This window comes from Variovorax sp. GW531-E2 (assembly GCF_059423125.1).
The window spans coordinates 1-21,662 of the sequence record NZ_JBWKXQ010000085.1; the positions used below are offsets into that span (position 1 = coordinate 1).

Here is a 21,662-nt window from a genome sequence, read left to right on the forward strand (position 1 = left end):
ATTCTGGGCAGGCCGGGGGAGGGCGACAAATGAGAAATCCGAGCGTACTCATACCGTTGTCGATATAAATGGCCATGGCCTCCTTCCTGGAACGAAACCTCACGCTGCGCCAGCTGCGGCTGCTCAGCCAGCTGGGCCGCACGCTCAGCCTGAGCAAGTCGGCCGAACTGCTCAACACCACCCAGCCCGCGCTGTCGCGCACGCTGGCCCAGCTCGAGGCCACGCTGCAGGTGCGGCTGTTCGAGCGCACCACCAAGCGCATCGCGCCCACGGCGGCGGGGCTGAGCATGGTCCGGCACGCCGACCGCGTGCTGGGCGAGCTCATGCTGGCCGAGGAGTCGCTGCGCGACCTGCGCGTGGGCGTGAGCGGCGAGCTGCGCCTGGGCGTGCTGCCCGTGTTCTCGGCGCAGCGGCTCGCGGCCGCGCTGCTGCAGGCCTCGCAGATGCTGCCCCACGTGCGCCCGATGGTGCAGACGCTGGAGATCGAGGACCTGCACGGCGCGCTGCAGGACGGGCGCATCGACCTCATGCTCGCGCACGCGGAGTGGACGGTCGATCTCAACCGCGTCGAGGTCACGCCGCTGTACGAGGAGTTCAGCAGCATCGTGGCGGCGCCGCGGCACCGGCTGGCGCTCAAGCGCGCGCCGACCTGGGCCGAGGCCGCCAACGAGCGCTGGGTGCTGCCGCCGCACCGCACGCCGCTGCGGCCCAAGCTGGACCGCATGCTGTCGGTGCACCGCCGCCCGGGCGGCCCGCATCCGGCCGACATCCAGGCCGACTCGGCCCCGCTCGCGCTGCACCTCGTGCGCAGCTCGGGCCTGCTGTGGGCCACTGCCAACCATTACGCCGAAGACTTCGAGCGGCGCGGGCTCGTGCGCCGCATCGCCATGCCGGGCGAGCTGCTGCGCGGCCCCATGTGCGCCTTCCGCCTGCGCAGCGAGGCGATGAACACGCCCACGCGCGTCTTCCTGCAATGCATGCAGGACGCGGCCGCCGCGCCGCTGCCGTCGGACTGACCGGGCGGGCGGGCGCTGTGGCGCCTCAGCGCTTCTTGCGAAACGCCGTCCAGGCGGCCACGGCGGTGAAGGTGGCGACGATCGCCACCACGATCCAGAACCCGTGCCTGTGCTCCGCCAGCGGGATGCCGCCCACGTTCATGCCGAACAGGCCGGCCAGGATGTTGATCGGCAGCGCCAGCACCGTGACCACCGTCAGCACGAACAGGCTGCGGTTGTTGTCCTCGTTGACGTTGGCGGCGATTTCTTCCTGCAGCAGCTTGATGCGCTCCTGCAGCGCCTGCATGTCGCGCAGCACCACCGAGAACTCCTCGGTCGAGCCGCGCAGCTCCTGCACGTCGGGCTCGGCCATCCAGGCCGGCGGGCCCTGCAGCAGGCGGAACAGCGCGGCCGGCTCGGGCGCCAGCAGCCGCTGCAACCGCACCAGCAGCCGGCGCAGCACGCCCAGGCGCGCGCGCTTGTGGTCCAGGCGACCGGCCAGCAGCTCGTCCTCGATGCGGTCGATGCGCGAGGTGACGCCGCGCACGATCTTCACCAGCACGTCGGCCTGCGCGCGCAGCAGGTGCTCGAGCAGCTCGGTGCTCGAGCGCGGCGCCTCGCCCGCCTTCACGGCCGTGCGCAGCGCGTCGACCGAACGCAGCGGCTTGGTGCGCGCCGTGACCACCAGGCGCGGGCCGACGCTGATCCACAGCGTCGAAATGTCCGAGGGCTCGAAGCTGAACTCGAAGTGCACGTCGTTGATGACCGCGATCAGCGAGTCGTCGGCGCGCTCGATGCGCGTGGAGGGCAGGCCTTCGTGCAGCGTCTCGTAGAAAGTGTCCGACAGCGCCGCGTGCCGCACCAGCCAGCGCTCGGCATGGGCGTGGCTCAGGTTGAAGTGCAGCCACACGTAGGCGTTGCTGTCGCCGAGCTGGCCGGCATCCGCCAGCCACGCGGCAGCCTGCGCCGAATCGATCGCCCGCGCGGGTTCCGGCGCCGCGGCGTCGAACAGGTAGCCGCAGATCAGCCCGGCTTCGTCGCCGCCATAGGACTGCGCGGCGAGGTCATGAAATACCGACAAGGTGCGTGGTCAGAAAAGACATGTGAACAGGCAGACGCCCGTTTGGCGGGCTGCCAGCGTGCCCCGGATGGTGTTCGTGCCATGTGACAACGGCGTGTCGGCTTACAGAAAACAGCCGCAAAACCGTCACGCCGCCGTCATGTGGCGGGTGCAGCATGCTTTTTGTCTACCCGCCACTCTTGCCCCTTTTCATCATGCTGACGAGCGCACTTCCCGACCACGAAGACCTGATGCAACGCATCGCCCGCGACCTGATCGACAGCTACGACGAAGAGCTCGAACTGGAGATCGAAGACCGCAACCTCGACGGGCTCGACCCCGCATCGGCGGCGTCTTCCGTGTCCGACAAGGCGGCGCGCCAGGCCTACTTCAAGGAACTCTTTCGCCTGCAGGGCGAGCTGGTCAAGCTGCAGGACTGGGTGCAGCACAGCAAGCAGAAGGTGGTCATTCTTTTCGAGGGCCGCGACGCGGCGGGCAAGGGCGGTGTCATCAAGCGCATCACCCAGCGCCTGAACCCGCGCGTGGCCCGCGTGGCCGCGCTGCCCGCGCCCAACGACCGCGAACGCACGCAGTGGTACTTCCAGCGCTACGTGGCGCACCTGCCGGCGGCCGGCGAGATGGTGCTCTTCGACCGCAGCTGGTACAACCGCGCCGGCGTCGAGCGCGTGATGGGCTTTTGCAGCGACGACGAGTACGAGGAGTTCTTCCGCACCGTTCCCGAGTTCGAGAAGATGCTCGTGCGCTCGGGCATCAAGGTCATCAAGTACTGGTTCTCCATCACCGACGACGAGCAGCACATGCGCTTCCTGGGCCGCATCCACGACCCGCTCAAGCAGTGGAAGCTCAGCCCCATGGACCTCGAAAGCCGCCGCCGCTGGGAGGAATACACCAAGGCGAAGGAGATCATGCTGGAGCGCACCCACATCCCCGAGGCGCCGTGGTGGGTGGTGCAGGCCGTCGACAAGAAGAAGGCACGCCTGAACTGCATCAGCCACCTGCTGGGCCAGCTGCCCTACCAGGAAGTGGCGCACGCGCCGGTCGAGCTGCCGGCGCGGGAGCGGCATGATGACTACCTTCGCCAGCCCGTGCCGGCCAGCATGATCGTGCCGGAAATCTACTGAAGGCTTCGCGGCCGTTTGGCCGCCCGGCGCTTTGCCTGCACACTGCGCCATGGCCCGTCGCTCCACCGCTTCTTTCTTCGCCCGCGCCTATGAGCGCAACCTGAAGGCGCTCACCAAGCTCACGCTGAGCAACGGCAAGCGCGTGGCCGGCCAGGTGCAACGCGCGACCGCCAAGCGGCTCAAGCCGCCGCCCGGCAAGGGCGACTGGATCAGCGGCATGGCGATGGGCGCGGGTGGGGCGCGCGGCTATCACCTGTTTCGTCCGGCCGACCTGGTGCTGCAGCCCGGCGAGAAACTCCCGCTCATGGTCATGCTGCACGGCTGCGGCCAGACCGGTCGCGACTTCGCAGCCAGCACGCGCATGAACGCGCTCGCCGTGCGCCAGCGCTTTCTCGTGCTCTACCCCGAGCAGGACCGCATCGCCCATCCGCAGGGCTGCTGGAACTGGTACGAGCGCCGCTCCGGCAAGGCCGACGCCGAGGCCGCCACGCTGATGGCCGCCGTCGACCAGGCCTGCATGCTGTACCCCGTCGACCGCGACCGCGTGGCCGTGGCCGGCCTGTCGGCGGGCGCGAGCATGGCGGCGCTGCTGGCCACGCGCTACCCGAACCGTTTTCGCGCCGTGGTCATGCACTCGGGCGTGGCGCCCGGCGCCGCGAAGTCGTCGGCCACCGCGCTCGGCGCCATGCGCGGACAGCACGTGCCGCCGATGCCCGTCACCGCGGTCGGCAAGGCCATGGGCGCGGCGGCCGTCTTCACGACGCTGCCGCCGATGCTGGTGCTGCACGGTGACGCCGACGCCGTGGTGGCGCCCAGCAATGCCATGAGCAGCGCGGCCGTCTGGGCCACCGCCGTGGGCGCGCACGCGGGCATGGCGCGTGACCTGCAACGCGGCCAGCGCCGTGCCATGCGCGTGACCGACTTCAAGCGCCAGGGCCGCACCCTGGTCACGCTGTGCGAGATCGCGGGGCTCGGCCACTCGTGGAGCGGCGGGTCGCGGGGGCAGCTGTTCAGCGACCCGCTCGGGCCCGACGCCACGCGCATGACGTGGGCCTTTGCGTCCGAACAGTTCGACAAGCGCTGAGCGCCTGCGCCCTGCGCGCATGACCTTGGAGGTCATTGCGGCGATGCCGGCCGGTGCCGACAGTGGGGCCATGACATCGTCGAATCCTGCCGCTTCTTCTGCCCCATCGATCACGTCCGCCACACCGGGCCGGCTGGGCCTGTGGGTCATGCTCAGTGGCACCTTCCTGGTGGTGCTCGATTTCTTCATCGTGAACGTCGCGCTGCCGTCGATGCAGCACGACCTGCAGGCCAGCGCGGGCACGCTGCAGCTGGTGGTGGCGGGCTACGGCCTGGCCACCGCCGCGGGCCTGGTCACGGGCGGGCGGCTGGGCGACCTGTTCGGCCGGCGCCGCATGTTCATGCTCGGCCTGCTGCTGTTCACGCTCGCCTCGGCCGCCTGCGGCGTGGCGCCGAACGCCGGGCTGCTCGTGGCCGCGCGCCTGCTGCAGGGCCTGGCCGGCGCGCTGCTGCAGCCGCAGGTGCTCGCGATGATCGGCCTGGCCTACGCGGGCGAAGACCGGACGCGCGCTTTCGCGGCCTACGGCCTCACGCTGGGCCTGGCGGCCACGCTGGGGCAGCTGGTGGGCGGCGCGTTGATCCATGCCGACCTTGCGGGCCTCGGCTGGCGCAGCTGCTTTCTCATCAACGTGCCCATCGGCCTGCTGGCGCTGGTGCTCGCGCCGCGCGTGGTGCCGCCGCTGGCGCAGGGCCGGGGCAGCAGCCGGCTCGACCTCGCCGGCATGGCGCTGGTCGCGGCCGGTTCGGTGGCCGTGGTGCTGCCGCTGGTCGAAGGGCGCCAGCAGGGCTGGCCGTTGTGGAGCTGGCTGTGCCTGGCCGCCGCGGTGCCGCTGTGGGGCCTCTTCGCCGGGCAGCAGCGCGGCCTCGCGGCACGCGGCGGTGCGCCGCTGGTGGCGCCGGTGCTGCTCGCCAACCGCCGCTTCGTGACCGGGCTGCTCACCACGCTGGCCTTCTATGCGGGCAACGCCTCGTTCTATTTCGTGCTCGCGCTGTACCTGCAGCAGGGGATGGGGCTGGGCGCGCTTCACTCGGGCATCGTTTTCACGGCGCTGGCCGTCGGCTTCTTCGCGACCTCGATGGCCGGCGCATGCATCGCCCGCCGCTTCGGCGGCACGCCACCGATCGCGCTCGGCGCCCTCGTGCTCGCGGCGGGGCATGCGCTGCAGTGCGCCAACGTGGCCGGCTGGCCGGGGCACACGCATGTCGTGGCGTGGATGGTGCCGCTGCTGTTCGTGCAGGGCGCGGGGCTCGGCATGGTGATGGCGCCGCTGGTGTCCACCGTGCTGGCCGGCCTGCCGCCGCAGCACGCGGGCGTGGCCTCGGGCGTGCTGTCGATGGTGCAGCAGGCGGGCAATGCGCTGGGGGTGGCGTTGGTGGGGATCCTGTTCTATGGGAAGTTGGGGCGCGAGGCGGACTACACGGCCGCGTTCGGCGTGGCGCTGGTTTATCTGATGGTGTCGGCGCTGCTGGTGGCGGTGCTGCATGGGCGGGGAAGTCGCATGGCGTAGCGGGGCCGCCATGCCAAACTCGCGGCAGACCCCCCGCAGGATTGACATGGCCACCGAACTTCAAGCACTGACCCAGGCCTTGCGCGACTTCGCACAAGCCCGCGACTGGGAGCAATTCCACTCCCCCAAGAACCTCGCCGCCGCGCTGTCGGTCGAAGCCGCCGAGCTGCTCGAACATTTCCAGTGGCTCACCGAGGCGCAGAGCCGGGCGCTGCCTGAAGAGAAGCGCGCCGAGATCGGCACCGAGATCGCGGACGTCCTGCTCTACCTGCTGCAGCTGGCCGACAAGCTCGGCATCGATCCGGTCGAGGCGGCAAAGCGCAAGATGCTCGCCAACGCCGTGAAGTACCCGGCCCCGCCACCCGCCTGAGTACCTCCGTGTACGCCACCCGGCGTATTTCCCCTTTGTGGTGCGTTCCGCAGACTCCTCTCCATCGCCAGCCCCGCGCTGTCGACAAGGTTCAACCCACCCGGAGCAGGAGTCCACATGCAACGTCGTTTCACCCTCAAGGCGCTCACCGCCGCCGTCGCGCTGGCCAGCATTTCTGCTGCGCCTGCATTTGCTGCCGACACCATCAAGGTCGGCGTGCTGCACTCGCTGTCGGGCACGATGGCCATCTCGGAAACCGTGTTGAAGGACACGGTGCTGATGGCCATCGACGACATCAACAAGAAGGGCGGCGTGCTGGGCAAGCAGCTCGAGCCCGTGGTGGTCGATCCGGCCTCCAACTGGCCGCTGTTCGCTGAAAAGACCAAGCAGCTGCTCGGCCAGGACAAGGTCTCGGTGATCTTCGGCTGCTGGACCTCGGTGTCGCGCAAGTCCGTGCTGCCGGTGGTCGAGGAAATGAACGGCCTCTTGTTCTATCCCGTGCAGTACGAGGGTGAAGAGCTCTCGAAGAATGTGTTCTACACGGGCGCCGCGCCCAACCAGCAAGCCATTCCGGCCGTCGACTACCTGATGAGCAAGGAAGGCGGCGGCGCCAAGCGCTGGGTGCTGCTGGGCACCGACTACGTGTACCCGCGCACCACCAACAAGATCCTGCGCGCCTACCTCAAGAGCAAGGGCGTGGCCGACAAGGACATCGACGAGAAGTACACCCCCTTCGGCCACAGCGACTACCAGACCATCGTCGCCGACATCAAGAAGTTCTCGGCCGGTGGCAAGACGGCAGTGGTGTCGACCATCAACGGCGACTCCAACGTGCCCTTCTACAAGGAACTGGGCAACGCGGGCCTGAAGGCCAAGGACGTGCCGGTGGTCGCCTTCTCGGTGGGCGAGGAAGAACTGCGCGGCGTGGACACCAAGCCGCTCGTGGGTCACCTCGCGGCATGGAACTACTTCATGTCGATCAAGAACCCGACCAACACGGCGTTCATCAAGCAGTGGAGCGACTACGCCAAGGCCAAGAACATCGCCGGCCACAAGGACAAGCCGCTCACCAACGACCCGATGGAAGCCACCTGGATCGGCATCCACATGTGGAAGCAGGCGGTCGAGAAGGCCAAGTCGACCGACACCGACAAGGTGATCGCGGCGATGGCCGGCCAGACCTTCACGGCCCCCTCGGGCATCGTCTCGAAGATGGATGAGAAGAACCATCACCTGCACAAGAGCGTGTTCATCGGCGAGATCAAGGCCGACGGGCAGTTCAGCGTGGTGTGGAAGACGCCGGGCCCGGTCAAGGCCAAGCCGTGGAGCCCGTACATCGAAGGCAACGACAAGAAGCCGGATTACCCCGCTGGCAAGTCGATGTAACTGGGGCTCGCCCCCAGGCTGCGCGCACTTCGTGTCGCTTCGCCAACCCCCTACCGGGGGCAACACCTGAGGCCCGGCAAAGCCGGTTCCTCGGTGTTCCCGAATGAGAGAACCGCTGTGCATTCATTACTGCGCTCAATTTGTTCCTGCACGACGGCGCTGTTGCTGCTGGCAGCAGCGCCCGTCCATGCGCTGACCGCCGACGAAGCCAAGGCCATCGCCTCCGGCGAATCCGAAGCCCGCATCGCCGCGCTCAACAAGGCCGTCCTCACCGCCGACGACAAGACCGCCGCCTTCATCCAGGCCATGGCCGACGACGCCGTGAAGTACACCGAAGACAAGGTCTTCGTGATGAAGGACGACAAGGGTTTCGACCCCGTGACGGGCGTCGAGCTGAAGGTGCCCGACACCGCCGAAGACGTCGTCAACAACAACCTCATGCGCGGCGCGCTCGATGCCGCGCAGGCTGCGCTCAAGCTCACGAGCACCGACGACGCGGTGCGCGCCGAAGCCGCACAGGCGCTCTTCAAGGAGCCCGACGAGTCGCGCATTCCCATGGTCGAGAAGGCGCTGGCCGCCGAGACCAATCCCAAGATCAAGGCGCAGCTCGAACTCGTGCGCGCCGCCAGCATGCTCACCAGCGCCGACAAGGCCAAGCGCCTGGCCGCCGCCAAGGAGCTGGGCAACAACCGCAGCCCCGACACCAAGCTGCTGCTCAACCAGCGCCTGGCCGACGAGACCGAAGCCGACGTGAAGGCGGCCATCACCGCATCGATCGCCAACATCGACGGCGCGCTGGTCTGGGGCGACCGCATCAACGCCGTGTTCAGCGGCATCAGCCTGGGCTCGGTGCTGTTGCTCGCCGCGCTGGGCCTGGCCATCACCTACGGCCTGATGGGCGTCATCAACATGGCGCACGGCGAGCTGATGATGATCGGTGCCTACGCCACCTACGTGATGCAGGGCATCTTCCAGAAGTACATGCCCGAGGCGGCGTTCGGCTGGTACCTCGTGGCCGCGATTCCCGTGTCCTTCCTCGCCTCGGCCCTCGTGGGCGCGGTGCTCGAACGCGGCGTGATCCGCTTCCTCTACGGCCGTCCGCTCGAGACGCTGCTCGCCACCTGGGGCATCAGCCTGATGCTGCAGCAGCTCGTGCGCTCGCTCTTCGGCGCGCAGAACGTCGGCGTGGAAAACCCCGGCTGGATGAGCGGCGGCTTCACCATGCTCAGCAACGTCACGCTGCCGTGGAACCGCATCTGCATCATCGTCTTCGCGGCGCTCGTGCTGCTCGCGATGGGCTGGCTCATCGGCAAGACGCGCCTGGGCCTGTTCGTGCGCGGCGTCACGCAGAACCGGCCGATCGCCTCGTGCATGGGCGTGAACACGGCGCGCATCGACACCTACGCCTTCGCGCTCGGCTCCGGCATCGCGGGCCTGGCGGGCTGCGCGCTGAGCCAGATCGGCAACGTCGGCCCCGACCTGGGCCAGAGCTACATCGTCGACAGCTTCATGGTGGTCGTGATGGGCGGCGTCGGCCAGCTCGCGGGCACCGTGTATGCGGCGCTGGGGCTGGGCATTCTCAACAAGTTCATCGAAGGCTGGGCGGGCGCGGTGCTCGCCAAGATCGCGGTGCTTGTCTTCATCATCATCTTCATTCAAAAGAGACCTCAGGGCATCTTCGCCATGAAGGGCCGGAGCGCAGAAGCATGAGCAAGGTCACATTGCCAACCAAGGGGCCGCTGCTGAGCGGCAAAGGCTGGACGGCCTTCTTCGTCGCGCTCATCGTCGTGTGCGCCGTGGCGCCCGTGCTCAACATGTGGGTGCCGGCCGACAGCCCGCTGCACATGAGCGACTACGCCGTGGCGCTGGTCGGCAAGATCATGTGCTACGCCATCTGCGCGCTGGCCATGGACCTGATCTGGGGCTACACCGGCATCCTGTCGCTGGGCCACGGCCTGTTCTTCGCGCTGGGCGGCTACATGATGGGCATGTACCTCATGCGCCAGATCGGCCGCGACGGCAACTACAAGAGCGACCTGCCCGACTTCATGGTGTTCCTCGACTGGAAGGAACTGCCCTGGCACTGGACCTTCAGCGGCAGCTTCGGCATGACGCTGCTGCTCATCGTGGCGGTGCCCGGCCTCATCGCCTTCGTGTTCGGCTTCTTCGCCTTCCGCTCGCGCATCAAGGGCGTGTACTTCTCGATCATCACGCAGGCCATGACCTTCGCGGCGATGCTGCTGTTCTTCCGCAACGAGACGGGCTTCGGCGGCAACAACGGCTTCACCGATTTCAAGCGCATCCTGAACATCCCGATCGCCACGCAGGAGATGCGCATGACGCTCTTCGCGCTCACCGGCCTCACGCTGCTGGGCTTCTTCCTGTTCGCCAAGTGGCTCATCGGCAGCAAGTTCGGCCGCGTGCTGCAGGCCATCCGCGATGCCGAGACGCGCGTGATGTTCTCGGGCTACAACCCGCTGCCGTACAAGCTCACGATCTGGGTCATCTCCGCCGTGATGTGCGGCGTGGCCGGCGCGCTGTACGTGCCGCAGGTGGGCATCATCAACCCGGGCGAGATGAGCGCGGCCAACTCCATCGAGATCGCCGTGTGGGCGGCGGTGGGCGGGCGCGCCACGCTGATCGGGCCGATCCTCGGCGCCTTCATCGTCAACGGGGCCAAGAGCTGGCTCACCGTGGCCTACCCCGAGTACTGGCTGTACTTCCTGGGCGCCTTGTTCATCGCTGTCACGCTGTTCCTGCCGAACGGCATCGTGGGGTTGGTGCGCCAGTGGTTGTCGCGCGAGAAGATGGAGGCTGCGGCGCCGGCCGCGAGGGAAGCGCGGCGCGAGCCCGCCGCCTCGCATGCCGAGCCCGACGCGACCGTGCAGGCGCCCCTGGTCGCCGATGTGAAGGGAGCCCGCGCATGACGCCCGACCTGATGGAAGCCGGCGCCGAGCGCGCCGCACGCGCAGCCGGCCTGCACGCGGCCACGGGCCAGACCGAATCGGGCGGCCGCACCGCAGGCTTCAGCCGCATCGCCACGCCGGGCGAGGTCGACATCACGCACGGCCGCATCCTGTACCTCGAAGACGTGAGCGTGAGCTTCGACGGCTTCAAGGCCATCAACAAGCTCTCGCTGGACATCGCGCCGGGCGAGCTGCGCTGCATCATCGGCCCCAATGGCGCGGGCAAGACCACGATGATGGACATCATCACCGGCAAGACCCGGCCCGATTCGGGCACCGTGTTCTTCGGCAGCACCATCGACCTCCTGCGCCACCGCGAGGCCGACATTGCGCAGCTGGGCATCGGCCGCAAGTTCCAGAAGCCGACGGTGTTCGAGCACCTCACCGTGTTCGAGAACCTCGAGCTCGCACTGAAGACCGACAAGGGCGTGCGCGCCTCGATGCTGTTCAGGCTCGACTCGGCGCAAAGCGACCGCCTGGCCGAAGTGCTGGAAACCATCCACCTGGCCGACAGCGTGTCGCGCTTGGCCGGCAACCTGAGCCACGGCCAGAAGCAGTGGCTCGAAATCGGCATGCTGCTCATGCAGGACCCGAAGCTGCTGCTGCTCGACGAGCCCGTGGCCGGCATGACCGACGAGGAAACCGCGCGCACGGCCGAGCTGTTCCTCACGCTCAAGGGCAAGCATTCGCTGATGGTGGTGGAGCACGACATGAGCTTCATCCGCACCATCTCCGAGATCGTCACCGTGCTGTGCGATGGCTCCGTGCTCGCGCAAGGCACGCTCGACGAAGTGCAGGCCGACGAACGCGTGATCGAGGTCTACCTTGGGCGGTGAATTTCTAGCCGCGGCCAGAGCCGCCGGCATCAACGCCACGACCAGCGCCCGGTGTGCGGTGCGGCGTGGGCGGCCCCTCTGTGCCGCCGAGGAGCGCAGCGTTTCGCGGATCAGGGCTCGCAGCTGTCTGAGCGCAGCGAGTTCTGCGAGACCCCGCGAAACGCGAGCACCGCAGGGCAGCCCGAAGGGCCGGCACTGTGGGGCCGACCGCGCCGTGCCGCACACCGGGTGCCCCCGATAAAGACCAAGGAAGGCGTCCCACCATGCTGACAGTCAAGAACATCCACCAGTACTACGGCGGCTCCCACATCCTCAGAGATGTGAGCTTCGAGGCGACACTCGGCAAGGTCACGGTCCTGCTCGGCCGCAACGGCGTAGGCAAGACCACGCTGTTGAAGTCGCTCATGGGCCTCGTGCCCATCAAGAGCGGCAGCATCGAGCTCGAAGGCAAGCCGATCCACAAGGCCACGCCGTACGACAGGGCCAGGGCCGGCATCGGCTTCGTCCCGCAGGGCCGCGAGATCTTCGCGCGGCTCACGGTGGAAGAGAACCTGCGCATGGGCCTGGCCTACAAGAGCGGCGGCACGCCCATTCCTGCGGAGCTGTTCGAGCTGTTCCCGGTGCTCAAGCAGATGATCAACCGAAGAGGCGGCGACCTCTCCGGCGGGCAGCAGCAGCAGCTGGCCATCGCCCGCGCCCTCGCGCCCAAGCCCAAGCTGCTGATCCTCGACGAGCCCACCGAAGGCATCCAGCCCAGCATCATCAAGGACATCGGCCGCGTCATCCGCATGCTCGCCGACCGCGGCGACATGGCCATCGTGCTGTGCGAGCAGTACTACGACTTCGCGCAGGAGCTGGCCGACGACTACCTCGTGATGGAGCGCGGCGAAGTCATTGCGCGCGGCCTGGGCAAGGACATGGAAGCGCAGGGCGTGCGGCAGCTGGTCGCGATCTGACCCGCTACCGCGCCCACGTCTTGCGCAGGTCGGAGGCAAGGCGCAGCAGCAGGTCGGCGTGCGTCTGCAGTGCGTCCGCCGACACCTCCCCCGTCGTCGGAAAACTCACGTTCATCGCATAGAGGCTGCCTGACGGCGCGCGCAGCGGCAGCGCCACCGCCGTCATGCCCGGCGCCCAGTTCGCGTGGCAATAGCCTTGCGCGTCCACCGCACGCAGCGCCGCATCCACCTGCCGCTGCAGCGCGGGCCAGTCGCTACCATGCGCCTTGCGCAACTGGGCCAGCAAGGCCTTGCGTTCCGTCGCCTGCATGCCCGCCAGGAAGGCACACCCCAGCGACGTGCTCGCGATCGGCAGGCGCGAGCCCGGCAGGATGCGCCGGAAGATGCCCAGCCGGCTGAAGCGCACCGAGTCCAGGTACACCATCTCCAGCTGGTCGGCCACCGCCAGGCCCACGTTCACGCGCCGGCCCTCGGCCAGCGCGCGCATCAGCGGCAGGGCCTGCGCCAGCGTCTGCTCCGACGTGCGGAACGACAGGGCCAGGCTCAGGCACGCGGCCGTCAGCCGGTAGCCGCGCTGCTCCAGGTCGTAGGCGAGAAAGCCCGCATCCACCAGCGAGCGCGTCAGGCGGCTTACCGTGGGCCGCGGCAGCTGCGTGCGGTCGGCCAGCTCGGCGTTGGTCAGCACGTCCACTCCATGACGGAAGGCGCGCAGCAACGCCAGCCCGCGCTCGAGCGAATGGCTGCCCGGGGTGCTGCGCACGAAGGTGCTGGTCGACTGCGTTTCGGCCCGGGTGGAGGTAGAGCGGGGCGTGGGCATGATTTCGGTGAGCGAAATTGCAGCATTGTCATCGCCAGGGTGCGCCGGAATACTGAGCCCATGCCCGACACAGGGCGAGCAACGAACCGGAGACACGCTTGGAATTCACGGAACTCAGGTACGCGGTGACCGACCGCGTCGCCTCGATCACCTTCGACCGCCCCGACCGGCTCAACGCCTGGACGCCCACGCTGGAAGCCGAGCTGCGCGAAGCCATCCACCTGGCGCAGGCCGACGACGACGTGCGCTGCGCGGTGCTGACCGGCGCTGGTCGCGGCTTCTGCGCCGGCATGGACATGGCGGTGCTGGGCGCAGTCGCCCGGCCGCCCGTGCTGCAGGCGCCTTCGGACGACGACCTCGCGCAGCGCTACGGCTACCTCGGCGGCTTCGACAAGCCGCTGATCGCCGCGATCAACGGCGCCGCAGTTGGCGTCGGCCTGTGCCTCGCACTGCATGCCGACCTGCGCTACGTGGCGGCCGGCGCCAAGCTCAGCTTTCCCTATGCGCGCCGCGGCCTCGTGGCCGAGCACGGCACGGCCTGGCTGCTGCCGCGCCTCATCGGCCCGATGCACGCCGCCGATCTGCTGCTGACCGGCCGCACGGTGATGGCCGATGAGGCCGATCGCATGGGGCTGGCCTGCCTGCTGCCGGCCGAGGGCTTTCTCGACGCGGTGCTCGCACGCGCCGGCGAGATCGCGAACACCGCCTCGCCGCGCGCCACCCGCGTTATCAAGCAGCAGCTGCGCGCCGCTCGTTACCAGACGCTGGGCCAGGCCACGCGCGAGGCCGACCGTGAGATTGCTGCCTGCCGCGACACCGACGACTTCCGCGAGGGCGTGCAGCACTTCCTCGACAAACGCGCCCCCCGATTCACAGGACATTGAACATGACGACCCCTCTGCACAACATCGCCGCCGCGCAGCCGCTGGCCGGCATCAAGGTCATCGAGGTCGGCCAGAACATCGCCGGGCCCTACGCGGGCGAGATCCTGTCCTCGCTCGGCGCCGAGGTGGTGAAGATCGAGCGGCCCGGCGCGGGCGACGACGCGCGCGGCTGGGGCCCGCCGTTCTGGCGCGGCACCGCGACCACCTTCCAGGCCATGAACCACGGCAAGAAGAGCATCGCGCTCGACCTGAAGAACCCGGCGCACGTGCAGTGGCTGCGCGAACACGCCACCGAGGCCGACGTGTTCATCCAGAACATGCGCCCCGGCTCGCTCGAAGAGCTCGAGCTCGGCCCCGACGTGCTGCGCGCGCTCAATCCCCGGCTGGTGTACTGCTCGCTGTGGGCCTTCGGGCACAAGGGCCCGATGCGCCTGGCGCCGGGCTACGAGCCGATGGTGCAGGCCTTCGCAGGCATCTTCAGCATCAACGGCGCCGAGAACGGCCCGTCGGCGCGCGTCGGCATGCAGGTGCTCGACCTGGGCACCGGCATCTGGGCGGCGCTGGGCTGCATCGCCGCGCTGCTGCGGCGCGCGACGACGGGGCAGGGCTGCGTGGTCGACACCTCGCTGTTCGAGACCGCGCTGGGCTGGCTGCAGGTGATGATGGCTGGCTTCCACGCCACCGGCCGCCAGCCCGAGCGTCACCGCAGCGGCAACCCCAACGTGGTGGTGTTCCAGGCGCTGCCCACCGAAGACGGCGAGATCGTCGTGGCCGCCGCCAACGACCGCCTGTTCGCCAAGCTCGCACGCGCCACGGGCCACGAGGAATGGACGCGCGACGAGCGCTTTGCGAGCAACGCGCTGCGCGTGCAGCACAAGGCGCTGCTCATCCCCGCGCTGGAGGCCGTGTTCCGCACGCGCTCGACGCAGCAATGGCTCGACGCATTGGAGCCGCTGGGCATTCCGTGCGCGCCGATCCAGGACTTCGCGCAGGTGCTGGCGCAGCCGCAGACCGAGGCCATCGGCATCTTCCAGACCGTGCCCGACGAGGAGCTGCGCATCGTCGGGCTGCCGCTGTCCTTCGACGGCGAACGCCCGCAGGTGCGGGCCCGCGCGCCCGGCGTGGGCGAGCACAACGAGGCGCTGGGTGCCGGGGCGCTCGGCTGAGCGCCCACCGGCCACGACATTCAAGAACAGACAGGAGACACATCCCATGCACAGAAGACACTGCCTCGCCTGGCTGGCGGGCCTGCCGTTCGCGGCCACCACCGGCACCGCGCTTGCTCAGGACAAGGACAAGCCGATCCAGATCATCGTGCCCTTCGGCCCCGGCGGCTCGGGCGACATCTCGGCGCGCATGCTGGCCGAGTTCCTCACGCGCAAGACCGGCCGCGCGGTGGTGGTCGACAACCGCCCCGGCGGCAACGGCATCATCGGCGTGGAGGCGGTGCGCAACGCGCCGGCCGACGGCTCGGTGCTGCTGCTGGCCACCACGTCCACGCACCTGGCCAACCCCAGCCTGTTCCGCAAGCTGCCCTACGACCCGGGCAAGGACTTCCGGCTGGTCGGCTCCTTCGGCCCCGGCTCCACCTACATGCTGGTGCGGCCCGACGCGCCCTACAAGACGCTGCAGGAGTTCGTGGCCGCCGCGAAGAAGGCGCCGGGCAGCATCAACTACGGCCACTTCAACGCGACCTCGAAAGTCACGGGCGCGCTGTTCGCGCACGAGGCCGGCATCGAGCTCGCGCCCATTCCGTACAAGCAGGTGAGCCAGGCGATGTCGGAGCTCATCGCCGGGCAGATCCAGGTGGTGTTCACCGACACCGTGGCCGGCGACGCCTTCGTGGCCTCGGGCCAGCTGCGTGCGCTGGCCGTGCACAGCGACGCGCGGCTCAAGCGCTACCCCGCGTTGCCGCTGATCGCCGAGACGTACCCGAAGTTCACCATCCGCGGCGGCTTCCTCGGCATTGCCGTGCCGGCCGCGACGCCGGTGGAGAGCCAGCAGAAACTCAACACCTGGATCAACGAGGCCGTGACCACCGACCCGATCCGCTCGCGGCTCGAGGGCTTTGCCTTCGCGCCGGCCAAGGTCAGCCTCGCCGACCTTGCCACCTTCGAGCGTCAGGAGCGCGAGAAGTGGAAGGGCTACGTCGACATCGCCAAGCTGGAGGTCCAATGAGCCACATCGCATCCCTCGACGCGGGCCACGCGCACGTCGCGCTGCTCGAAATCCGCCGCGGTCCTTTCAACTACGTGAACGAGGCGCTGCTGCGCGAACTGGCCGACCACCTCGACCGGCTCGACGCCGAGCCCGGCTGCCGCGCCATCGTGCTGGCCGCCGAGGGGCGCGCCTTCAGCGCAGGCGCCGACTTCAACAGCGGGGACGACGACGGCACCTCGCGCGACCCCGGCCCGCTGTACGCGCAGGCGATGCGGCTCTTTCGCAGCGCCAAGCCCCTCGTCGCCGCGGTGCATGGCGCTGCGGTGGGTGCGGGCCTCGGCCTTGCGGTGGCGGCCGACTTTCGCGTGAGCTGCGCCGAGGCGCGTTTCAGCGCCAACTTCAACCGCCTGGGCTTTCACCCGGGCTTCGGCCTGAGCGCGACGCTGCCGCGCCTCGTGGGGGCGCAGCAGGCCGGCCTGCTGTTCTTCACCGGGCGGCGCATCGGTGGCGAGGAAGCGCTGCGCATCGGCCTCGTCGACCAGCTGGTGCCGGCCGACGAGGTGCGCGCGAGCGCGCTGGCGCTGGCGGGCGAGATCGCGCTGTCGGCCCCGCTGGCCGTCGAAGCCACCCGCGCCACCCTGCGGCGCGGCCTGGCCGACGCCGTGACCGAGGCCAACCGCCACGAGCGCGAGGTGCAGTGCGTGCAGTTCGCAACCGACGACTTCAAGGAAGGCGTGCGCGCCATGGCCGAGCGCCGGGCGCCGCAGTTCCAGCGGCGCTGAGGCTTCGTCTGCAAGACGGTACCGACGCGGCGCACGAGAGCATCTTCACAATTTAAGGGTTTACCCTAGAATCGGGCCTTGCCCGCGTCCGCCGGGCACCCCCCAGGAGCCCGGCCTTGAACGCCTCACCGTCCGCCCGCGAAGGCGCGGAAACCACCGCCATTGCACCGTCCGTCTCGTCCGCCCAGTTCCTGCGCGCGGTGCTCGCGCTCGGCGTCGGCGGCTTTGCCATCGGCACCGGCGAGTTCGTCATCATGGGCCTGCTGCCCGAGGTCGCGAAAGACATCGCCGTCACCATCCCGCAGGCCGGCCACGTCATCAGCGCCTACGCGCTGGGCGTGGTCATCGGCGCGCCCGTGCTCGCGGTGCTGGCCGCCGGCTGGGGCCGACGCGCACTGCTGATCGCGCTGATGGCCGTGTTCGCGGCCGGCAACTTCGCCAGCGCGATGGCGCCCGGCTACCTGTCGCTCAACCTGCTGCGTTTTGCCACCGGCCTGCCGCACGGCACCTACTTCGGCGTGGCCGCGCTCGTGGCCGCCACGCTCGCGCCACCGGGGCGGCGCGCGCGCGCCGTCGGCCTCGTGATGCTGGGGCTCACGGGCGCCACGCTGGTCGGCGTGCCCATCGCGGCGTGGCTGGGCCAGCTGTTCGGCTGGCGCGCGGCCTTCGTGTTCGTGGGCGTCATCGCGCTCGTTGCGGTGGTGCTGTTGCGCCGCGACGTGCCCGACATCGCACCCGCCGCCGGTGCCAGCCCGTGGCGCGAACTCGGCGCGCTCAAGCGCAAGCAGGTGTGGTTCACGCTGGGCATCGGCGCCATCGGTTTCGGCGGCATGTTCGCCGTGTTCAGCTACATCAAGCCCACGCTGATCGAAGTGGCCGGCCTGCCGCTGGGCGGCGTGCCCTTCGTGCTCGCGCTGTTCGGCCTGGGCATGGTCACCGGCAACCTCGTGGGCTCGCGGCTGGCCGACAAGTCGCTCATGCGCACCATCGGCGGCGTGCTCGTCTACGCGGCGCTGGTGCTCGCCAGCTTCACCTTCGCGGCGCACCACGTCGTGACGGCGGCCTTCACCGTGTTCCTGATCGGCACCACCGTCGCCATCGGCCCGGCCCTGCAGATCCGCCTGATGGACGTGGCCGGCGACGCACAAACGCTCGCCGCCGCGCTCAACCACTCGGCCTTCAACATGGCCAACGCCCTCGGCGCCTGGCTCGGCGGCGTCGCCATTGCGGCCGGCCTGGGCTGGACTTCGACCGGCTGGGTCGGCGCGCTGCTGGCGCTGGCGGGCATGGGCATCTTTGCCTGGGCGGTCGCGAGCGCGCGTGCGGATGCGCGGCGGCCGGTGGCTGTGGCTTGCGAAGGGTCGGCGGGCTGAGACGCCGTTCTGCAGTGGCGGTGCTGTAAGAGAAGGGCGCCAGAATCAGGCACGTTCCTGATGGCTGGAGTCCATGCATATCTTTCGAGTGTTGGTGGCGACGTGCGTTGCGGCGATGGGCGTCGCCATTCTGTGTGTCGCGCTGCTGTCGGCGTATGACGCGGCGCTGGTTCTTCTTTCCTACGACGAAGTCGAGGGTGTCGTCACCGGCGTCAACGGCGACGAGGTGCGGGTCGACTACGTCCGACCCGATGGCCGAAAAGCCGTCCTGCGGGCCGGCCGTGGCGGCAAGTTCAGCGCGCGCCCCGTGGGCAAGAAGCTCGCAGTCCTGCTGCCTCCGCGGGACCGGACAAACAACGCAGCGCAGCCGATCCTCAAGAGCGACCTGAACCGGGTCGCCGCGGAATTCATGGTCGCGCTGTTCCTGCTCGGCGGCGCTGCAGCGATCTGGTGGGGAAAGTCTCGCCGTGTTTCCTCACAGTCGGTCGAAGGCATACGCACGAGGAGCTTCGACACCCGCCCGAAGAACCCCGAACGGCAAGCGCAGCTGCAAGCATCGATCGACCTCGAGATCGCCGAGCGACGCGCCAAGAAAGACGCCCGATGACCCCTCCGTTTTTCACCCGCCGACGCCTGCTGCACACCGGCCTCGCCGCCGCGCTCGGCCATCCCTTCCTGCACCTGCGCGCCCAGTCCTCGGCCACGCGCGACCCGTTCACGCTGGGCGTCGCCTCGGGCGCGCCACGGCCTGACGGCATGGTGCTGTGGACGCGGCTCGCGCCCGAGCCGGTGCAGGGCGGCGGCATGGGCGAGGCGCCCGTGGCGGTGCAGTGGGAGGTGGCCGAGGACGAGCGCTTTCGCCGCATCGTGACCAAGGGCACGGCCAGTGCCACGGCCGACCTCGCGCACTCGGTGCACGTCGAAGTACAGGGCCTGCGCCCCGGCCGCCCTTACTGGTACCGCTTCACCGCCGCCGGCGTGCGCAGCCCCGTCGGCCGCACGCGCACTGCGCCGGCCGACGATGACGCCACCGTGCAGCCGCTGCGCTTCGCCTTCGCCTCGTGCCAGCAGTACGAGGAGGGCTACTACGCCGCCTACCGCGACATGGCCGCGCAGCCGCTCGACTTCGTCGTGCACCTGGGCGACTACATCTACGAAAGCTCGCGCGGCTCGCACAACGTGCGCCGGCACGAGGCCGGCATTCCCACCGACCTGGCCGGCTTTCGCAACCGCTACGCGCTCTACAAGACCGATCCGCACCTGCAGGCCGCGCACGCCGCCTTTCCCTGGCTCGTGACCTGGGACGATCACGAGGTCGCCAACGACTACACCGATGACGTCTCGCCACGCACGCCCGACCCGGCGCAGTTCCTCGCCATCCGCGCCGCCGCCTACCAGGCCTGGTACGAGCACATGCCCGTGCCCGCCCACATGCGCCCGCGCGGCGCGGGCGCGACCATCTACGGGCGCCATCGCTTCGGCCGCATGCTCGACGTGATGCTGCTCGACGGCCGCCAGTACCGCTCGCACCACGCCTGCCTTCCGGGCCGCAGCACCAAGCCGCTGGTCGACTGCGCCGACCGGCTGGCCCCGGAGCGCAGCCTGCTCGGCATGCAGCAGGAAGCCTGGCTCGCCAACGAACTCGCCACGCCGCCGGCGCGCTGGACCGTCATCGCCCAACCCACCTTGCTCGCCGAAGCCGACCGCCAGCGCGGCCCCGGCCACGGCTACTGGATGGACGGCTGGGACGGCTACGCCGCCGCGCGCACGCGCCTGCTCGACGCGCTGGCCGCCAACCCGTCGCGCGGTGGCGATGCGCTGGTGCTCGGCGGCGACGTGCACGCCTTCTGGGCCGCCGACCTGCGCCGCGAGCCGCAGGGCGCTGTCGTCGCGACCGAGTTCGTCGGCGGCGCCATCACCTCCGAAGGGCCCAGCGCCGCCAGCGTGGCTCACATGCGTGCGAAGAACGAACACCTGCGCTACGGCCGCGCCGACAAGCGCGGCTACGGCCTCATGACGCTCGATGCGCGCGGCTGCGCCGTCGAGTTCCGCGCGGTCGACGACGAGAAGAACGCCGATTCCGCCGTCGCGGCCATGGCCCGCTTTTCTGTCGAACGCGGCGCGCCCGGCGTGCACCTCGAATCCACCTGAATCTCCAGCGCCTGCAGGAATGCGCGGCCGTGCCTATGATGGCCGCCGCCTCTTTCCCTCCCTCTCTCACCTTCTCGGAGCGAGCCTGCATGAGCATCCCCACCATCCGCCTGGGCCGTACCGGCCTCACCGTGTCCCGACTGGCCCTGGGCACCATGACCTTCGGCCTGCAGACCGACGAGGCCGTGTCGCACCAGATCCTGGACAAGGCCGCCGACGCCGGCATCAACTTCCTCGACACCGCCGACGTGTACCCGCTGGGCGGCACCATCGAGACCACCGGCCGCACCGAAGAGATCATCGGCAACTGGCTCGACAAGCAGGGCCCCGCCGGCCGCCGCCGCTTCGTGGTCGCCACCAAGGCCGTCAACAAGGTCGGCCCCAACCCGTGGGACCAGGGCGCTTCGCGCAAGCACCTGCTCGACGCCATCGACCTGTCGCTCAAGCGCCTGAAGACCGACCACGTCGACCTGTACCAGCTGCACATGGACGACCGCGAGACGCCGCTCGAAGAAAGCCTCGAGGCGCTCGACGTCATCGTCAAGTCGGGCCGCGCGCGCTACATCGGCGTGTCGAACTTCCTGGCCTACCGCCTGGCGCGCGCGCTGGGCAAGGCCGAGCTGCACCGCTTCACGCGCTTCGTGTCGGTGCAGCCGCGCTACAGCCTGCTGTTCCGCGAGATCGAGCGCGAGCTGCTGCCGCTCGCGGCCGAAGAGGGCCTGGGCGTGATTCCCTACAACCCGCTGGCCGGCGGCCTGCTCACCGGCAAGTACAAGCCCGGTGCCAAGCCCGAGGAAAACACCCGCTTCACCCTCGGCACCGCCGGCGGCATGTACCAGGACCGTTACTGGAACGACCGCAGCTTCGACACCGTGACCCAGCTGCACGCCCTGGCCGACGAAGCCGGCGTGCCGCTGGCCACGCTGGCCGTGGCGTGGGTCATGGCCAACCCGCTGATCACCGCGCCGCTGCTGGGCGCCAGCCGCCCCGAGCAGCTCGACGCCACCGTGGCCGCCGCCGGCTACGTGCTCGACCCGGCGCTCAAGCAGAAGCTCGACGCGCTCACCGCCGAGTACCGCAAGGGCGACGCGCCCCGCTGAGCGAACGGGCGTGCGGGCGCCCGGATGGCCTGCGCGCAGTACGTGCTTGGGCCATGCGGGAGAATCGCGCCCGGCATGACCACATCCCACCCC

Annotated in this window: 20 protein-coding genes; 18 read left to right on the forward strand and 2 right to left on the reverse strand. The window is 69.4% G+C overall.

The window, feature by feature from the left end:
• Positions 1-74: 74 nt before the first annotated feature.
• On the forward strand, positions 75-1,016 hold the full coding sequence (locus AC07XP_RS30095; protein ID WP_159278049.1) for a LysR family transcriptional regulator: 942 nt from the start codon (positions 75-77) through the stop codon (positions 1,014-1,016).
• A gap of 25 nt (positions 1,017-1,041) precedes the next feature.
• Here the strand turns inward: AC07XP_RS30095 and AC07XP_RS30100 are convergent, their stop codons facing one another.
• On the reverse strand, positions 1,042-2,076 hold the full coding sequence (locus tag AC07XP_RS30100; protein WP_070061594.1) for a transporter: 1,035 nt from the start codon (positions 2,074-2,076) through the stop codon (positions 1,042-1,044).
• Positions 2,077-2,270: 194 nt separating this feature from the next.
• Here AC07XP_RS30100 and ppk2 point away from each other — a divergent pair, with 194 nt between their 5' ends.
• From ppk2 to urtE, 9 genes are all read left to right on the forward strand, one after another.
• The gene (ppk2, locus tag AC07XP_RS30105) at positions 2,271-3,197 is read left to right on the forward strand and encodes a polyphosphate kinase 2 (protein ID WP_174254434.1); all 927 of its coding nucleotides are present in this window, start codon (positions 2,271-2,273) and stop codon (positions 3,195-3,197) included.
• A gap of 49 nt (positions 3,198-3,246) precedes the next feature.
• Positions 3,247-4,281, forward strand: a complete 1,035-nt coding sequence (locus AC07XP_RS30110; RefSeq protein ID WP_495266728.1) for an extracellular catalytic domain type 1 short-chain-length polyhydroxyalkanoate depolymerase — start codon at positions 3,247-3,249, stop codon at positions 4,279-4,281.
• Positions 4,282-4,300: 19 nt separating this feature from the next.
• Positions 4,301-5,788 (forward strand): MFS transporter, encoded by a 1,488-nt coding sequence (locus AC07XP_RS30115; RefSeq protein ID WP_495266729.1) that lies wholly within the window; start codon positions 4,301-4,303, stop codon positions 5,786-5,788.
• Between the two features lie 46 nt (positions 5,789-5,834).
• The gene (locus AC07XP_RS30120) at positions 5,835-6,158 is read left to right on the forward strand and encodes a nucleotide pyrophosphohydrolase (RefSeq protein WP_495266730.1); all 324 of its coding nucleotides are present in this window, start codon (positions 5,835-5,837) and stop codon (positions 6,156-6,158) included.
• A 117-nt stretch (positions 6,159-6,275) separates the two neighbouring features.
• Positions 6,276-7,544, forward strand: coding sequence for an urea ABC transporter substrate-binding protein (gene urtA / locus AC07XP_RS30125; protein ID WP_013543023.1), 1,269 nt, complete (start codon positions 6,276-6,278; stop codon positions 7,542-7,544).
• 162 nt (positions 7,545-7,706) lie between these two features.
• Entirely contained in the window at positions 7,707-9,254 is a 1,548-nt protein-coding gene (urtB, locus tag AC07XP_RS30130; RefSeq protein ID WP_495266731.1) for an urea ABC transporter permease subunit UrtB, read from the forward strand.
• The gene (urtC, locus tag AC07XP_RS30135) at positions 9,251-10,471 is read left to right on the forward strand and encodes an urea ABC transporter permease subunit UrtC (protein ID WP_495266732.1); all 1,221 of its coding nucleotides are present in this window, start codon (positions 9,251-9,253) and stop codon (positions 10,469-10,471) included. Before urtB ends, urtC begins: the two co-directional genes overlap by 4 nt.
• Positions 10,468-11,346, forward strand: coding sequence for an urea ABC transporter ATP-binding protein UrtD (urtD, locus tag AC07XP_RS30140; protein ID WP_095744117.1), 879 nt, complete (start codon positions 10,468-10,470; stop codon positions 11,344-11,346). The genes urtC and urtD overlap by 4 nt, the downstream gene beginning before the upstream one ends.
• A 263-nt stretch (positions 11,347-11,609) precedes the next feature.
• Complete coding sequence (gene urtE / locus AC07XP_RS30145; RefSeq protein ID WP_062472198.1) at positions 11,610-12,302, forward strand: urea ABC transporter ATP-binding subunit UrtE; 693 nt, start codon at positions 11,610-11,612, stop codon at positions 12,300-12,302.
• Positions 12,303-12,306: 4 nt separating this feature from the next.
• Here the strand turns inward: urtE and AC07XP_RS30150 are convergent, their stop codons facing one another.
• Positions 12,307-13,119 carry an IclR family transcriptional regulator gene (locus AC07XP_RS30150; RefSeq protein WP_495266733.1) on the reverse strand — a complete coding sequence of 271 codons (813 nt, stop codon included), beginning with the start codon at positions 13,117-13,119 and terminating at the stop codon, positions 12,307-12,309.
• Positions 13,120-13,217: 98 nt separating this feature from the next.
• On the opposite strand from AC07XP_RS30150, the gene AC07XP_RS30155 reads away from it, so the two are divergent.
• The 8 genes from AC07XP_RS30155 to AC07XP_RS30190 all read left to right on the forward strand — a co-directional run bounded on the left by AC07XP_RS30155 (position 13,218) and on the right by AC07XP_RS30190 (position 21,569).
• Positions 13,218-14,003 (forward strand): enoyl-CoA hydratase-related protein, encoded by a 786-nt coding sequence (locus tag AC07XP_RS30155; RefSeq protein ID WP_495266734.1) that lies wholly within the window; start codon positions 13,218-13,220, stop codon positions 14,001-14,003.
• A 2-nt stretch (positions 14,004-14,005) separates the two neighbouring features.
• Positions 14,006-15,169, forward strand: a complete 1,164-nt coding sequence (locus AC07XP_RS30160; protein WP_495266735.1) for a CaiB/BaiF CoA transferase family protein — start codon at positions 14,006-14,008, stop codon at positions 15,167-15,169.
• Between the two features lie 46 nt (positions 15,170-15,215).
• The gene (locus tag AC07XP_RS30165) at positions 15,216-16,181 is read left to right on the forward strand and encodes a Bug family tripartite tricarboxylate transporter substrate binding protein (RefSeq protein WP_495266736.1); all 966 of its coding nucleotides are present in this window, start codon (positions 15,216-15,218) and stop codon (positions 16,179-16,181) included.
• A complete protein-coding gene (locus tag AC07XP_RS30170; protein WP_495266737.1) occupies positions 16,178-16,945 on the forward strand; it encodes an enoyl-CoA hydratase/isomerase family protein in 768 nt (255 codons plus the stop codon). Before AC07XP_RS30165 ends, AC07XP_RS30170 begins: the two co-directional genes overlap by 4 nt.
• A gap of 116 nt (positions 16,946-17,061) precedes the next feature.
• Positions 17,062-18,318: an MFS transporter gene (locus AC07XP_RS30175; RefSeq protein WP_495266738.1), complete on the forward strand. Its 1,257-nt coding sequence runs from the start codon at positions 17,062-17,064 to the stop codon at positions 18,316-18,318.
• 73 nt (positions 18,319-18,391) lie between these two features.
• Positions 18,392-18,925 (forward strand): hypothetical protein, encoded by a 534-nt coding sequence (locus tag AC07XP_RS30180; RefSeq protein ID WP_495266739.1) that lies wholly within the window; start codon positions 18,392-18,394, stop codon positions 18,923-18,925.
• Entirely contained in the window at positions 18,922-20,469 is a 1,548-nt protein-coding gene (locus AC07XP_RS30185; protein ID WP_495266740.1) for an alkaline phosphatase D family protein, read from the forward strand. Before AC07XP_RS30180 ends, AC07XP_RS30185 begins: the two co-directional genes overlap by 4 nt.
• 89 nt (positions 20,470-20,558) lie before the next feature.
• The gene (locus AC07XP_RS30190; protein ID WP_495266741.1) at positions 20,559-21,569 is read left to right on the forward strand and encodes an aldo/keto reductase; all 1,011 of its coding nucleotides are present in this window, start codon (positions 20,559-20,561) and stop codon (positions 21,567-21,569) included.
• Positions 21,570-21,662: the final 93 nt, after the last annotated feature.